Source organism: Pseudomonas saliphila, from assembly GCF_008638345.1.
GTDB lineage: Bacteria > Pseudomonadota > Gammaproteobacteria > Pseudomonadales > Pseudomonadaceae > Halopseudomonas > Halopseudomonas saliphila.
The window spans coordinates 66497-82372 of the sequence record NZ_VTVA01000013.1 but is presented as its reverse complement, the minus strand read 5'-3'; the positions used below and the strand labels follow the sequence as shown (position 1 = coordinate 82372).

Sequence of the window (15876 nt, the reverse complement as noted above, 5' to 3'; positions counted from 1 at the left end):
CGAGTTTTGTGCGGGAGCCTGCGCGCTGAGCCGCCAGCGCAAGACGCCGTGAATCCATCCCTGGAGGCTTGACGAAAACGTCCCTGTTTTCGACACTTGCGCCAGCGGCTCAGTCCGCTGGCTAGCATGGCTCTTGTGTTGCTTTGGGCTTGCTGTCCAAAAGCTCTGACCAGGATAGCGTCCTGTCTGCTTTCGGTAATAATTCGCGTGCATGCCCTAGCAGCAATACGCTGCGACCGGTCAGCCATGGTTCGATATTCCTGCGAACGCGCTCTGCTGTTGCCTTATCCAGACCGTTGAATGGCTCGTCGAGTATCACGACCGGGCTATCTTTCAGCAGCACTCTTGCCAGTGCTAGCCGGCGGCCTTCCCCTCCTGAGAGTTGCTGACCGGATTCGCCGACCCAGGTATCCAGCCGAGCGGGTAACCGTTCGACCGTGTCGGCCAGCTCTACCATTTCCAGTACACGCCAGAGTTGGGCGTCGGTTGCATCTGGGGCGGCCAATAACAGGTTGGAAGCGATGCTGTCGTGCAGCAGTTCGGTCTGCTGGGTCAAGTAGCCAACCTGAGCGCGCCAATCCTGCAGGGTTATTTGATTCAGGGCGGTTTCGCCGATACGCACCTTGCCCGCTTCGGGATCGATTAGCCGGACGGCGAGTTGCGCAAGCGTGGATTTTCCGCATCCGGAGGGTCCGATGATGGCCAGTGAAGTCCCCGCCGGCACGGTCAGGTCAAGATTGGAAATCCCGGCGTGCGCTACCTCGACGGCATCCCAGTTCAGTGTGAGGTCGCTAGGTACTGGATGCGGCGCAGTCGGTTCAGGCAGTTGGCTGGTTAGCGCTACCTGATGATTCAGCCGTGCCGCCGCGGCGCGTGTGGCGCCGTACTGGGCGAAGGCGCCGGGCAGCGGTGCCAGGCCTTCGCCTAGGGCGAGCAACGCCAGGGTTATCAACACGGCGACGGGGCCGGCGAGTATTCCTTGCTCGGCGGCCCCGAGTGCGCCGAAAAAGCCGATGAGCATGCAGATCAGTACGCCTGCGTTGGCCAAGGCCTGCCCCAGGGCAACTCGCAGCTGAAGTGTTAGTTGATCGTCGAGCATGCTGCGGCTGGCTTGCAGCAGTTGCGCTTGATGGCGAGCAAGGGTGCCGGCGGCGGTGAGTTCGGCGAGGCCCTGCATTTGTTCGATGCTCAACGTGCGCAATTGGTCGAGCTGCTGGACGCGTGCCGCGCTCAGGTGTATCGCCCAGGCGGCCATGCCGAAAGTCAATGCAATGAGGAGTATTAGCAGTGCGATACCCAGCAGTACGCCTAGGGCGAGATGAAACAGTGCAATGACGCCGCAGACCAGTAGGACACCGAACAAGGCGACGGCGGGTGGTGCGAGCAGCCTGAGATAGAGCGTGTCCAGCGTATCGATATCCGCTGTCAGACGATTGAGCCACTGGGCGGCGCGCAGTCGGCTCAGGGTGGCGCCGTCGAGGCGCGCCAACGCGGAAAAATGCGTGCCGCGCAGGTCGGCGAGCAGACCGAGCACGGTGTTGTGGTTGTAGATACGTTCCAGATAGCGCGCAACGGTGCGCGTCAGGGCGAAAAAGCGAATGCCGCCACCCGGGATGTAGACGTCGAACGCCACACGCTGGCCTGCGGCCCAGAGCATGGCGGTGACGCCGGTTGCGGTAATGAACCAGCCCGACAGCGCCAGCAGCCCTATGGCGCTGAAGAAGGTTGCCGCGATCAGAAGTGCACCGATCATTAACCGGGCGCGCTTGGTCAGTATCAGCGCGAGCCACGGTCGCAACTCATTCATCGACCAGTCTCCCGGCGTGCAGTCTGAGCGTCCGGTTGGCGATAGCGACAATGGCCGGATGGTGGGTGGCGATCAGGATGGTCCTGCCGCTGCGGGCAAGCGCCAAAAGCGCTTCGATTACTTCGGCTTCGCTGTTCGGGTCCAGGCTTGCGGTCGGCTCATCCAGTAGCACCAGCTCAGCATCAATCAACCATACCCGCGCCAGGGCCAGGCGCTGGGCCTGCCCGCCGGACAAGCCGCGGCCGCCTTCGCCCAGCGGGGTGGCGAGGCCATGGGGTTGTGCTGCAACCACATCCTTCAATCCGACTGCTTCCACGGCTGTAAGCATGGCGGCTATGTCCGCATCCGGCGCGATCAGTCGCAGGTTGTCGGCCCAGCTTCCCTTGATCAGGAAGGGCCGCTGGCCGAGCCAGGCGACCGGTTCAGCGCCGGGAGCCTGACCGAAGAGCGTGATATGACCTGCCTGGGGCTGGATGAACCCGGCCAGACAACTGAGCAGCGTCGATTTGCCTGATCCGGATGGCCCGACAAGCGCGACCACATCGCCGCGGCTGATGCTGAAACTGACGTCTTCCAGCACGGCGCTCCGGCCTGAATAACCCACCTTCACCCGGTCAACAGTCACATGGTCTGTGCGTGGGCTCATACTGACGACACGTCTGTAGGTCTGCTCGCTGTCGACGGCTGGCGACAGTCCGACCAGCGCGTCGGCAGCGCCCAGTGCGGCGGCACGGTCGTGGTAGTGCTGGGCCAGATTGCGTAGCGGCTGGAAGAATTCAGGGGCCAGCAACAGGACGAACAGACCGCTGAACAGCGTCAGCTGCGGCGAAGGCCCGAAATCGATATAACCGAGCAAACCGAACCCGATATACATGGCGACCACTGCAATGGCCACCGAAGCGAAGAATTCCAGCACTGCAGAAGACAGAAAGGCCACGCGCAGGGTGCGCATGGTCACGGCGCGATACCGTTCGGCGGCATGGGTGACGCCGGCGCTCGCCTGCTCTACCTGACCGAACAGCTGCAGACTGGTGAGGCTGCGCACGCGATCGAGAAAATGTCCCGCCAGGCGGCCTGCTTCGTGTACATGTTGCTGGCTCAAGCGCTCGGCACTCATACCGATCAGCGCCATGAACAATGGAATCAAGGGCGCGGCTATCAGCAGAAACAGCGCGGCGAGCCAGTCCAGCCAGAACACCACTGCGAGAATGGTCAGGGGAACGAGCAGTGCCAGCCATTGCTGGGGCAGATACCGGGCGAAGTACCCGTCCAGCGCTTCGACCTGCTCGACCCAGTGATTGGCCAGGGTGGCACTGGCGCGACCGGCCAGTTGCACCGGCCCCTGCACTGCCCATTCGTCGAGCAGTTCGCTGCGCACCCGCTGACGCACCCTGGCACTGGCAAGCTGGCCAAACCGCTCCTGCGCCGCCTGGCTGATCGCGCGCACCGCTACCGCCACTATCAACCCGATTGCGGGCCCGCTCTGCGCGCTCAACGCCTGCCCATCAATCAGGGTGCGCTGTATGACCGTGGCAAGTAATCCGGCCAGGCAGATAAACGCCAGCGCATTAACCAGTCCGGCAATCACCACCCCGATGAGAAACGGTCTGACTGTCGATTGCTGACGGGCCAGCCAAAGTCGAGCCGAATTCGGGAGATCCCGGCTTACCGGTTCAGTGATAGCCTTCTCCAACTTTGACCTTGCCGCGGAACACCCAATAGGCCCAGGCGGTGTACACCAGAATGATCGGTATCACGAACAACACACCCAGCAGCAGAAAGAGTTGCGACTCCGGCGCCGAGGCCGCATCCCACAGCGTGAAGTTTGGCGGAATGACATAGGGCCAGCGGGTCCACAGCAGGCCAAAATAGGTGGCGGCGAACATGCCCATGGTGGCGACGAAGGGCAGCGCCTCCCGGCGTTGGCGCAAGCCGCGCCAGATTTGATAGGCGAAGAATGCCGCCAGTGCCGGGAAGATCCAGATCCAACGAATCACCGAGAACCAGCGCTCATAAGCAGAAGGATCAACCGAGGGCGTCCACAGGCTGACCGCCAGGAAAATCGCCAATACCGTTGCCAGCAGCCAGGGCGCCAGTTTGCGAGCCCATTCCTGAATATAGCCTTCGGTCTTGAGGATCATCCAGGTGGAGCCCAGCAATGCATAACCGGCGAGAATACCGAAACCGGTCAGCACGGTAAAAGGCGTCAGCCAGTCCAGCGGACCGCCCGCATAGACCAGCCCTTCGGTCTTGTAGCCTTCGATATAGGAGCCGACCACGGCGCCCTGGGCAAACGACGCAATGACCGAACCGCCGGCAAAGGCCCAGTTCCAGAGATAGCGCGACTTGTGCGCCTTGAAGCGAAATTCGAAGGCCACGCCCCGAAAGATCAGCCCAGCCAGCATCAGGAACACGCCGATATACAGGGCAGGGAGCAGGATCGAGTACACCAGAGGGAACGCGGCCAGCAGACCGACGCCCCCCAACACCAGCCAGGTTTCGTTGCCGTCCCAGATCGGCGCCACGGAATTCATCATCACGTCGCGGGCTTCTTCGTCTGGCGCGAACAGGAACAGGATCCCGACGCCAAGATCGAAGCCGTCCATCAGCACGTACATGATCACCGCAAAGGCCACAATCATCGCCCAGATCATCGACAGATCGATATTGCCCATATCAGTGCTCCTCGTGCTCAAAGCGAACATGGGTGGCTGAGAATGGACGCATAGGTCGCTCGGCCTGATCGGCCTGGTCCGACAGATCCTCCTCCTCCACCGTAATACCCGTCTGCAAGACGCCGAACAGGTAGTACAGCCCTGCCCCGAATATCGCCGCATACACCAGCACGTAACCGATCAAGGTGAATAGCGCCATGCCGCCGGTCAACGACGGCGTGATCCCCTGCTCATGGCTGAAGGTCTCATACACTATCCAGGGAGCCCGGCCGACCTCGGTGACAATCCAGCCAGCGGTGACCGCAATGAAAGGCGTGATGCTCATAAAGCGCAGCCCCTGCAGGAACCAGCGGGTCTGATAACACCGCTGGCCACGACGCAACCACAGCCCGGCGAGGCCGAACGCGATCATCAGCAGCCCCATGCCGACCATGATGCGGAAGGCAAAGAACACGATCCAAACCGGCGGCTGTTGCTCCACATCAATCTCGCGTAGCCCCGGCACTTCGCCGTCCCATGTATGCGTCAGCAACATGCTGCCGAGGCGCGGAATGCCTATCTCGAAGCGGTTGGCCTGGAGATCACGATCTGGCAAGGCAAACAACAGCAGCGGCACACCCACGTCGGTGTCCCAGTTGCCCTCCATTGCCGCCACTTTCATCGGCTGATGCTTGAAGGTGTTCAGACCGTGCAGATCACCCACTACCGCCTGGGCCGGTGCCAGAAACAGAATCATCCACAGGCACATGGATAAGGCTTTACGGTTGGCTTCGACCTCGCGTCCCAACAGCAGATACCAGGCGCTCACCCCGGCCACGACAAAGGAGCCAGTGAGGAAGGAGGCGATTGCCATATGGGTGAAGCGGTAGGGAAAGGACGGGCTGAATATCGACTCGGTCCAGGAGGTGACGTGGAACACGCCATCGCGCAGTTCGGTGCCCTGCGGGGTGTGCAACCAGCTGTTGGCTGACAGAATCCAGAACGCGGAAATGAAAGTACCCAACGCCACCATGCACGCGGCAAACAAATGCACACCCGGCGGCACGCGGTTGCGCCCGAACAACAACACGCCGAGAAAGCCAGCCTCCAGAAAGAACGCGGTGACCACTTCGTAACTGAGCAGCGGTCCTATGAAATTGGCCGAGGCATAGGAGAAGTTGCTCCAGTTGGTGCCGAACTGGAACGACATGACGATGCCAGACACAACGCCCATGCCGAACACCACGGCAAACACCTGAACCCAGAACTTGGAGAGCTGGGTCCACAGCGGATTGCCAGTGCGAAACGCCAGGGTTTCGAGGAATGCGATATATGAGGCCAGACCAATCGTGAAGACCGGAAAGATCGCATGGAACGACACAACGAAGGCAAACTGGAAGCGCGATAACAACAACGGATCCAATTCCATGGGCTGGACTCCTGACGGAAACGGGCGAAGCTGAGCGTCCGCCGATTAGCCGTAACGCATGAGCGCGACGCCAATCAGCTCGAAGCTGTGACCATCATCGCGCCGCAGGCGTTCCATTCTTTATGGATCAGGATCAGAACCACAGCGTCCATAGCGTTACGCCCAGCGGCAGCAGCACCGCCGAACCCAGTCCCATCATGCTCATGCCCAGCGCCGCAAAGGCACCGGCCTCTTCCCCTTCCTCCATCGCCCGCGAGGTGCCCACCGCATGGGCGACAATCCCCATGGCGATACCCCAGGCAGCCGGATGCGTGATGTGAAACAGGCGCAGCAGCCAGGGGCCGAGTAGCGCACCCAACACGGCAGTGATCATCACGAACACTGCTGCCAGTGCCACCACGCCGCCAATCTCTTCGGCGACCAACATGGCAATGGGTGTGGTCAGGGATTTCGGTGCCATGGTCATTAGAATCATCGGCTCTGCACCCATCAGCCAGCCGATAAGGAATGTACTCAGGGTGGCAAACAACCCGCCCAAAACCAGGGTGACAACCACCGGTTTCAGAAACTGACGAATTCGTCTGAGATTGAGATACAACGGCACGGCTAGCGCAACCGTGGTTGGCCCGAGCAGAATCGTCAGGGGCAACACTGCTTCGTAATAAGTCGGGTAGTCGAAGCCCAGTGCCCACAGCACCACGAGGATGATGGGCACTGAGACGATGATCGGGTGAAAAATTGCCAGACGGGAGCGCTCATACAACGCGAGACCGGTCTGATACGCCGCCAGGGTGACGCCTATGAGGAACAGCGGATGTTCGATCACAGCCTGCAACGCCGCCTGAGTCGAGCCGCTCATTGGTCGTCTCCCGCGCGCTGCTGACTGCGAATCAGCCGCTGCATCAACCAGCCACAGAATGGCAGCGTCAGCACAAACGACAGGAGCATGGTCACCAGAATCGCCGCCCAGCCTGCTGCGAGCTCCTCACCGTATAGCATCACGCCGGCTGCCGGAGGCACCAACAGCAGCGGGAGATACCTCAACAGGCCGCTAGCGGCCTTATCCAGAGAGTCGCTGACGCCTCCGCGGACAATCAGACACATCAGCAGCAGCAACATGCCAATGATAGGTCCCGGCACAAAGGGCAACACCAGAACATTGAGGCCGGTGCCCAGCAGTTGAAAGACGATTAACCAGGTCAGTCCGCGAAGCAGCATAAGGAGTTTCCACCGCAAATATACGAAGGGTAATCACTGTCGCAAGGAAAGCCCAGCTCCGCCTCGATTTAGCCGCAAAGATCGCCAACATTTTCACCCGGCGTGGCAGCCAATTACCCATTTGTGCAACGCCATAGATTTGGCCCTCGCGCCGGGGAAACGGCAGTCTTTTTTTGGGATAGCGAAACACACAAATGCCCGGTAGGCTGTGCGGATTATCGCTCGCTCGGGCGACTCCCAAGAGGCCGGGGATCAGGGATGTCGACGGCATCATTTACGGAAGAGCCATATGCGATGTCAGGGATATGCGTGTTCAAGCGATAAGAGTATCCCTGTGTTCAAGCGGGGGCCGCGCGCTACCCGCACAGTAAGGAATCTTGAACTACATGCTTAGTGACCTCACCGTCGATACGCTGATTCGGAGCCGTCATAGCAGCCATCACCCGACCCTGCGGGCGTCGGTCGGGCTTGGCATTACCATGGGCCTGCTGCTGTTACTGATTTCGCTGCTGCCCCTGCCGGGCATTGCGCCTGACGTCAATCTGTCTCTGCATTCGGTGCTGGAGGCATTTGCTATCATTGTCGCCAGCCTGGTCTTCACGGTCGGCTGGGCCACCCACCGTCGCCAGGCCTCTGGCAATCTTCTGGTGGTGGCCTGCCTGTTTCTAGGCGTGGCGATACTCGATCTTTCCCACAGCCTTACCTTGTCCGGCACGCCAAGCTTCTTTGTTCCAGCAACGATCGACAACAGTATCGATTTCTGGCTGAGCGCCCGGCTATTGGCGGCGCTGGCGATGTTGTGGGCAGCACTGATGCCCTGGGACCGGGGTGATGTGTCCGTACACCGGGGCAAGATCCTGTTTGGCGTACTGGGTTTCACTGCGGCGCTGCATGCCCTGCTTTACTATTTCCCGAACGCCATTCCCGCCACCTTCTTTCCGCATTCCGGGCTCACGCCTTTCAAGATCGGTTTCGAGTACTTATTGATCGGGCTGAACGTGATCGCTGCCCTGGCCCTCTGGCGTGCCATGCGCAACCCGCTGCCGTTCAATGCCGCGGCCCTGTTCGGTGCGGTATGCGCCATGGCCCTCAGCGAGCTATGTCTCACGCTGTATGATGCCACCAACGATGCAGTGGTATTGCTCGGTCATCTGTTCAAGGTAGCGTCGTATCTATTCCTGTTCCGCGCCGTATTCATCGAAACAATCGAACGCCCTTTTTCTGAGCTGCAGGCATCCCAGCAACGCCTTCAAGCCATCTTCGATGCCTTTCCGGATATCCTGATCGAAGTGAACACGGCTGGAACGGTCATGGAATTTCATGCGCCGCGCAGCACAGAACTTGATTTCAGCAACCGGAAGATGGTCGGACGCGAGATACTGCAATTGCTGCCCCCTGAGGCCATTCCGGTGTGTGAGCGTACGATTGTTGAGGCCCAACTGAACGGCCACGCCCAGAGCGAACCCTTCCGCTCATACATTGACGAAAAAATTGTCTGGTTTCAGATCTCAGCGGCGCCTAAACGAGGCAATGACGGCAACCATTATCTGGTGGTCGCCCGCGATGTGACCAAGACCAAGGAACAGGAGTCGGAAATCCTGCGGCTCTCACAGCTTGACGGTATTACCAATCTGCCCAACAGCAAGCTGTTTCTCCAACGAACAGAGATGACGCTCCGGCTGACCACGCGACACAGGGGCAATCTCGCGCTGATGCAGATCAACCTGGACGATTTCAAACAGATCAACCTGACCCTCGGTCACCAGGCTGGCGACCAATTGCTCAAGGCCATGGCGGACAGACTGCGTGGCATCCTTCGGGAGGAGGATGTGCTTTCCCGGCAGCACGGGGATCAGTTCATTCTCACCCTACCCGGTCTCGACAGCCTTGCCGCGACCCATGTTGCCGATCGTCTGCGCCGCGCCATCGCTCGCCCCGTCACCTTTGACGGGCATATCAGTTCTCTCACCGCTTCGATCGGCATTGCTGTCTATCCGGACGACGGCACCGGGCTGGACGAGCTGAAACGTCGGGCCGCAGCAGCCCTGCGCCTGGCGAAGCAGGGCGGAGGCAACACTTATCGCTTCCTCAGCGCGGATGTGCAGACCCGCATGGCGCGCATTCTTCAGCTGGAAAACCTGCTGCGTCAGGCAGAGGAACATCTTGAGTTATCACTGCGCTATCAGCCCCAGTGGGAGCTCAGCCCGCGGCGCCTGGTCGGGTTGCAGTCCAGCCTGCGCTGGCTCAATTCAGAACTGGGTGAGATCAGTGCTGCGGAATTTCTGCCTATCGCCGAAGCGAGTGGCCAGGCGCTTGCGCTGAACGACTGGGTCCTGCAACAGGCTCTAGCCCAGCTCAAACGATGGAAGGATGAAGGCCTCACGCCGGTTCCTGTAACCGTCAGCCTCTGCGCCGAGAAGTTCCGGCTCGACAATATGCCTGCCCGCATCTGCAGGAGCCTGGAGACGTGGAGTGTCGAGCCGCGACACCTTCAGTTGGAGATCTCCGAATCACTCGCGCTGGAGGACCTCAGCGCCACCGCGCTGAAGTTCGAGCAACTACGTAAACTCGGAGTACCGATCATTATCGAGGGTTTCGGCGATTGCTACGCGTCGCTGCAGCAGACTCAGAACCTGCAACCCGGCATGGTAAAAATCGCTGAATCCTTGACCAGCGGGGCGACAACGGGCCAGGGTCACGAAATCATTCTTGGCAGCCTGATAGACGTCGCCCACCGGCTCCAGCTTCAGACCCTGGCACAGGGTATTGATTCGCCAGAACAGCTGGCGCTAGTGGAACGCAACGGGTGCAGGTATGCACAGGGCGACCAACTGACCCCGTCACTGATGCCCGAGAATGTGTCCGAGCTGCTGATAGAGGCGCTTGCGCCACAGGCTTGACGAGACAAGGAGCCAGCTCGAGCCAGAAACGGCTCGAACAGGCTCCAGCAGTCAGAATCCGTGCAACCGCGCGAAGCGGTCAGCATGATAACGGTAATCGCCCAGAAGCTGCTGCACGACGCGGGCTCGCTTGATGAACAGCCCGGCGTCGAACTCGTCGGTCATGCCGATGCCGCCGTGCATCTGAATCATCTCGTTGGTCACCAGTTCGGCCACTTCACACGCCTTGGCCTTGGCCAGACTCACCAGAGCCGACGCATCAACGGCCTCCTCGTCCAGCGCGACAAGCGCTTTCAACACCACCGATTTGAGCAGTTCAAGCTCGCTGAACATATGCGCCGCACGGTGCTGCAAACCTTGAAACGAACCGATCACCACACCGAACTGCTTGCGCTCCTGCAGAAAACGAACCGTTCGCTCAAAGGCCTCCAGCGACAATCCCAGTAACTCCGCGGCAAGCTGCGCGTTGCCCATATCCAGCACAGACTCGAGAACCGCATGGGCTTCGTTCAGTTGGCCCAGCAATGCCTCTTCGCCCACCCGGACATGGTCCAGCCTGACCGTAGCCGCGTTACGGCTGTCAGCCATGATCGTCCGCTCTACCTTGACACCTTGGGTCGCGGGGTCGATCAGGAACAGGCTGATGCCGTCGCTATCCTGGCTGCCGATATTAGTTCGCGCCGCCACGATCAGTCGATCGGCGACATGACCGTCGACCACAAAGGATTTATGACCGTTGATAACGAATCCTGCATCCAGATTCTGCGCGGTGGTGTTGATTGACCAGGGGTGGTGGCGAGGTTTTTCATCGATCGCCAGTGCGACCACCAGCTTGCCGCTGGCAATCGCCGGAAGGGTTGCCTGTTTTTGCTCTCCCGAGCCAGCCAGCAACAGCGTGACTGCGCTCAAGATAGAGCTGGAGAACAGGGGTGAGGCACTCAGATTGCGTCCGGCCTCTTCGGACAGCTGCCCCATCCCGACATGCCCGAATCCGGAGCCGCCAAACGCTTCGGGAATCAGTGTCCCGGCGAAGCCCATCTCAGCCATGTTGCGCCAGAGCTCAGCCGAAAACCCCGTTTCGTCGCGGTTATCCCGTAACGCACGCAGCTGAGCAACCGGAGCGTTCTCCCGAAAAAAACGCTGGGCGGCATCCTTGAGCATCTGTTGTTCTTCATTCAATACCAATGCAGGCATGATCCATCCTCGAGTCGTTTACTGTAATGCCAGAATATTGCGGGCGATCACATTGAGCTGAATCTCGCTGGTGCCGCCTTCAATGGAGTTGGCCTTGGAACGCAACCACATTCGTGGCAAAGCCCCCTCATGGGAGGCTGCTCCCTCCCACACCAGTGCATCACTGCCGCGTAACGCGAGCATGAGCTCCTGCCGACGTTTGTTCAGCTCGGTGCCGTAGTACTTGACCATTGCCGAGGCGTGGCCAACACCTTGCCCGGTCTTGGCTTCATCGCGCACCCGCTCCGCAGTCAGCTCGAACGCTTTCGCGTCCAGCGCCCAGCGCGCGACTTCAGCGCGCAGCATGCCATCGGCGAGACGGCCGTTATCAAGCCCAATGGCCTCTACCGCGAACTCCGGCAATGTCCGCTGCCCTGCTCCGGTCCGCCCCATACCACCGATCATTTCCCGCTCATGGGTCAGCAGATACTTGGCAATGGTCCAACCCTGATTGATTTCACCTACCACCTGATCCTTCTCGACGCACACGTCGTCCAGGAAGGTTTCACAAAACGGCGAATTACCGGAAATCAGCTTGATGGGACGCGTGCTTACCCCTGGCGTCGTCATGTCGAACAGAACCAGGGAGATACCCAACTGTTTGCGCGCGTCGGGGTCGGTCCGCACCAGACAGAACATCCAGTCGGCTTGGTCTGCATAGGACGTCCAGACCTTCTGGCCATTAACGATGAAATGATCGCCACGATCTTCTGCCCGCGTCTGCAAGCCTGCCAGATCAGAGCCTGCGCCCGGCTCACTATAGCCCTGACACCAGCGAATCTCGCCGCGGACAATCGGCGGCAGATGCTGTCTTTTCAACGGCTCCGAGCCGAACTTGAGGATTGCTGGACCAATCATCCAGACTCCGAAACTGGATAATGGCGGCCGCGCCTGAATGCGTGACATCTCCTCGCGCAATACCTTGTGTTCGGCCTGACTCAGCCCGCCTCCACCGTATTCGCACGGCCAATCCGGTGCGGTCCAGCCGCGCGCCGCCATGCGTTCCAGCCAGATTCGCTGGTCATCGCTTGAAAACTGGAAATTGCGCCCGCCCCAGCACTGGTCCTGCTCACCCCTGACGGGCGCACGCATGCCAGGAGGGCAGTTTGCTTCCAGCCACGCGCGGGTTTCCAGCCGAAATGCGTCGAGATCTGTCACCGTTAACGCTCCTCAATGATGCTGCACATAGGATCAGACCAAGATACTCCGCCTGGAGTCCCGGCGGTGCGCTGTAAGCAAACGGAATGATGGTTCATTAGCAAGAGAAATCGAGAGTTGTGCCGGAGCGCAAACGGCTAGGAAAGGATGGTGCTGGAGAACCGAGAGGGGAAGGTCAGTGACGCAGCAAGAAAACCCGGGATCAACTTCGAGCCGATCCGAGGTAGATCAAGCCATTGGCTGAACCCCTGTGATACCGCTGAGCAGAATCACCTAAAAACGATGCTCTGCTCAGGAACTTTGCTCGTTCGATGAGACTCCGAACTACGCTGTGAGAATTTGATTCTTTGAGTCCGCAAAACGACTGGAACGATCAGAATTGAACCTGACCGCTTGGCTGAGACTCGGGTGGACACTCCACTTCAGACTCGCTATCCGATTCGCAGCGTTCCTCGCCGAGTGTAAACAGAGCGTCACGAACGATTGCCTCGTCGTCCGGGTTGACCGGCTCGGTGAGAATGTTCTGCTCGAGGTCGGTTGAACCGGGCTCAACCAATCGGGTCTCAACGGTAGTAATGGGTTCTGCAACGTTGGTCGGAGCTTGACTGACAGGTGCGCATGATGGGCCACCCAGTGCGGGGTTGGCGCATTCAATAGTAGAGGCAAAGTTGTCGTCGATATTTGCCGTCGCTGCAAGCGAGTGGAACTCAGGAGGGTTTACTGGCGCAAGCACGCTCAGCTCAGCTTGTTCTGTTTCATATTCAAGTGCGCTTTTATCGGCCTCGTTTCTACCGCAGCCAGAAATGGACAGGCCGAGTACGACGCCGTACGCCAACAGGCGATAACTAGTCATGAACGTGTTCAGCTCTCACTTTTCAGGTTGATTGGACGCTTCTGACGCGCTGAATATCATCTACCGCGCTCATCGAAGTGTCGGTGCGTTACACCTCATTCCCTGTAAGAAACGCTCGCTCACCGCCCTATACAGTGCGGATTGATCAGTGCGGAATGCGACAGTTTACCCTTGACAGCCGTCTGTGGTAATGCTGTCAAAAGGCTATACGGCAGCCTGTCAGGTGGACTGGTCCTGGTCGAGCTGCTAGGGTAGTCCTCCGCCGGACGTAGCAACCCCGGGCCAGCAACGCTTTTTTCTCGGCCATCTGCGCCGAAATCTATCGGGTTATACCCCTTCTGTTTGTGCCTGGGCGAGAGCTCTACCGCGCCGTGCTTGCTTGTTTTCGTTATTTAACCGCTGTTGGGTCCTCGTTTGATGTTCATGGATTTCCAGCCCCGCCAATCAACAAAGGGACGATGATTTGAACGATTCCAATCTATTTCAGTTTTCGACGCTAACTGTAATGCTACTGCTGATCGGGTTCTACGGCGGGACCTACCTGCTGACGCTCCTGATCAAGGACAAGAAGGAAAACACCGACGCTTTCATGGTTTCCAACCATCGCATCGGCTTCGGTCTCGGCGCTGCCAGCATGACCGCCACGTGGATCTGGGCTGCCTCGTTCTACGCAGCCGCCACCTCCGGTTATACCTACGGCGTGTCCGGGCCGCTGCACTATGGTTTGTGGGGCGCCCTGATGATCCTGTTCATCTACCCCTTCGGTCGCCGATTCCGCAAATTAGCCCCGAACGCGCACACCCTCGGTGAATTGATTCATGCCCGACATGGTGCTTCGAGCCAACTGATTCTCGCCTCCTCAAACGTGCTCGGTAGCATTATCAGTCTGATGGTCAATTTCACTGCATCCGGCGCGCTGGTATCAGTACTTTCGCCGCTATCCTTCCAGGCGGGCGTGATCATCGCTGGTGTCGGGGTGCTGTCATACACGATCTGGTCTGGCTTCCGCGCCTCGGTATTGACTGACTTCGCGCAGCTCATGGCAATGATGGCCATCGCTATCGTGATTATCCCCGCAGTATTGTTTGCGCTGGGTGGCCCAGGTGCCCTGATCGACAACATGGACGTGCTCACGGCTGAACAGGCGGACATCTTCTCCATGGATGCCATCCTGAATCAGGGCGCACCCTTCTTTGTCGCAGTACTGGCTTATGCAATCGGTAATCAGACCATTTCCCAACGTCTGTTTGCGGTAGACGTGGATCACATCAAGCCCACCTTTATCACGGCCACCATCGGCTACGGGGCGATTGTGATCGGCCTGGGCATGATCGGTCTGATGGCGTTGATCACGGGTGTCGAGCCCATCGATGGCAACATGAACAACCTGATTCCGCAGATGGTGTCGATGTATCTGCCGCCAATATTCATCGGCCTGTTCTTCATCCTGGTAATCGGCTCGTTGTCTTCGACTGCCGACTCCGACCTCTCTGCACTTTCTGCCATTGTGATGGCTGACGTGTATGGCAAAAACATCGCGAAGAATAATCCAGATCCGACCAAGATGCTGTTGATCGGCCGAGTGACCATGATCGTGGCGACGCTTCTGGGCGTGATTTTCGCCAGTTTCTCGCTGGATATCCTGATCATGCTGGTTTTCGTCGGAGCGCTCTGGGGGGCGATCGTATTCCCTGTTATCGCCAGCTGCTTCTGGGATCGGGTTACCAACGCAGCCTTCACCTGGGCGGTCGTGGCAGGGCTGGTAATGTTCTGCTTGGCCCGTTTCGAGCTGCTGCCAATGACCGGCGTGATTGGCATATTCTTCGAATTGCTCGGCTCCGCTGGTGGCGGCGTGGTCATCGGTTTGATGAGCTTCGGCTTCTTCGGCCGCCGCGCCGGCATCATTGTCGGCATTCTCGGCGCACTGGTTCTGGCGTACTTCACCCTGGGCTTCCTGCGCGACTACACCGTGCTACTGGCCTCGCTGACCGCCTATGGCGCCAGTACCGTCGTGTGCATTGCGATCAGCCTGCTGAGCTCGCACAAGTTCGACTTCGATAAAATTGGCCGCGATGTGGGTGATTACGATCGCCGCGTCGAAGCTGCCAGTTCATAACCATCTGAAAACGCCGCCCGCTGCGGGCGGCGATAGGGAGAAATGCTATGCAATCGCTACTTTTAGGTTCGTACATCCTGATCTGGCCACTGGTGTCGTTGGCCGTATTGGCAGTCATTCTGATTGCCACACTGAAGGATATCCGCAAGGCCAGGCAGGAGCATCGCGGCCTCGTCTGATCTACCGACTGCACGCGAGCCAGGCACTGGCTCGCATCGCTTCGTCGCAATTCCGTTCTCTCCCATCCCTTGACCTTCCGCCTCCTGCCTCCTTCCGCTGTGCATCAGCGGCCCCTTTTGCTCACAGATTTTCTCTGTGCGCAGGATGTGATACGCGTCTAGATAAAACTGCGGCATTTAGTTTAATTTTTCATATATTCCTCGACTGCCATTCAAAAGACGTATAAGCGAAGTTACGGCATTAAAATTCCCCAAATAAATCAATTACTTTTGAACGAGGCCCTGAATATCAGGTCTTGATGTAGGGCAGGTAGTTATATCAATTTTGT

At 58.9% G+C, this 15876-nt stretch carries 12 protein-coding genes; 3 read left to right on the top strand and 9 right to left on the bottom strand.

The window, feature by feature from the left end:
* Positions 1-121 precede the first annotated feature (121 nt).
* From cydC to FHK95_RS14255, 6 genes are all read right to left on the bottom strand, one after another.
* The gene (cydC, locus tag FHK95_RS14280; RefSeq protein WP_150305303.1) at positions 122-1807 is read right to left on the bottom strand and encodes a thiol reductant ABC exporter subunit CydC; all 1686 of its coding nucleotides are present in this window, start codon (positions 1805-1807) and stop codon (positions 122-124) included.
* Positions 1800-3500: a thiol reductant ABC exporter subunit CydD gene (gene cydD, locus FHK95_RS14275; RefSeq protein ID WP_178114801.1), complete on the bottom strand. Its 1701-nt coding sequence runs from the start codon at positions 3498-3500 to the stop codon at positions 1800-1802. Before cydD ends, cydC begins: the two co-directional genes overlap by 8 nt.
* On the bottom strand, positions 3481-4482 hold the full coding sequence (gene cydB / locus FHK95_RS14270) for a cytochrome d ubiquinol oxidase subunit II (RefSeq protein ID WP_150305301.1): 1002 nt from the start codon (positions 4480-4482) through the stop codon (positions 3481-3483). The genes cydD and cydB overlap by 20 nt, the downstream gene beginning before the upstream one ends.
* Position 4483: 1 nt before the next feature.
* Positions 4484-5890 carry a cytochrome ubiquinol oxidase subunit I gene (locus FHK95_RS14265; RefSeq protein ID WP_150305300.1) on the bottom strand — a complete coding sequence of 469 codons (1407 nt, stop codon included), beginning with the start codon at positions 5888-5890 and terminating at the stop codon, positions 4484-4486.
* A 133-nt stretch (positions 5891-6023) separates the two neighbouring features.
* The gene (locus FHK95_RS14260; RefSeq protein WP_150305299.1) at positions 6024-6749 is read right to left on the bottom strand and encodes an LrgB family protein; all 726 of its coding nucleotides are present in this window, start codon (positions 6747-6749) and stop codon (positions 6024-6026) included.
* Positions 6746-7108: a CidA/LrgA family protein gene (locus tag FHK95_RS14255; RefSeq protein WP_150305298.1), complete on the bottom strand. Its 363-nt coding sequence runs from the start codon at positions 7106-7108 to the stop codon at positions 6746-6748. Before FHK95_RS14255 ends, FHK95_RS14260 begins: the two co-directional genes overlap by 4 nt.
* A gap of 386 nt (positions 7109-7494) precedes the next feature.
* Here FHK95_RS14255 and FHK95_RS14250 point away from each other — a divergent pair, with 386 nt between their 5' ends.
* Positions 7495-10008, top strand: coding sequence for a bifunctional diguanylate cyclase/phosphodiesterase (locus tag FHK95_RS14250; protein WP_150305297.1), 2514 nt, complete (start codon positions 7495-7497; stop codon positions 10006-10008).
* A gap of 51 nt (positions 10009-10059) precedes the next feature.
* Here FHK95_RS14250 and FHK95_RS14245 read toward each other — a convergent pair whose 3' ends face one another.
* The 3 genes from FHK95_RS14245 to FHK95_RS14235 all read right to left on the bottom strand — a co-directional run bounded on the left by FHK95_RS14245 (position 10060) and on the right by FHK95_RS14235 (position 13252).
* Positions 10060-11202, bottom strand: a complete 1143-nt coding sequence (locus FHK95_RS14245; protein WP_150305296.1) for an acyl-CoA dehydrogenase family protein — start codon at positions 11200-11202, stop codon at positions 10060-10062.
* 18 nt (positions 11203-11220) lie between these two features.
* A complete protein-coding gene (locus FHK95_RS14240; protein WP_150305295.1) occupies positions 11221-12399 on the bottom strand; it encodes an acyl-CoA dehydrogenase family protein in 1179 nt (392 codons plus the stop codon).
* Positions 12400-12772: 373 nt separating this feature from the next.
* Positions 12773-13252, bottom strand: coding sequence for a hypothetical protein (locus FHK95_RS14235; RefSeq protein ID WP_150305294.1), 480 nt, complete (start codon positions 13250-13252; stop codon positions 12773-12775).
* Positions 13253-13715: 463 nt separating this feature from the next.
* Here FHK95_RS14235 and FHK95_RS14230 point away from each other — a divergent pair, with 463 nt between their 5' ends.
* The gene (locus FHK95_RS14230) at positions 13716-15368 is read left to right on the top strand and encodes a sodium:solute symporter family protein (protein ID WP_178114800.1); all 1653 of its coding nucleotides are present in this window, start codon (positions 13716-13718) and stop codon (positions 15366-15368) included.
* Positions 15369-15415: 47 nt separating this feature from the next.
* Positions 15416-15547 carry a putative transporter small subunit gene (locus FHK95_RS20275; protein ID WP_235906789.1) on the top strand — a complete coding sequence of 44 codons (132 nt, stop codon included), beginning with the start codon at positions 15416-15418 and terminating at the stop codon, positions 15545-15547.
* The last annotated feature ends 329 nt before the right edge of the window (positions 15548-15876 follow it).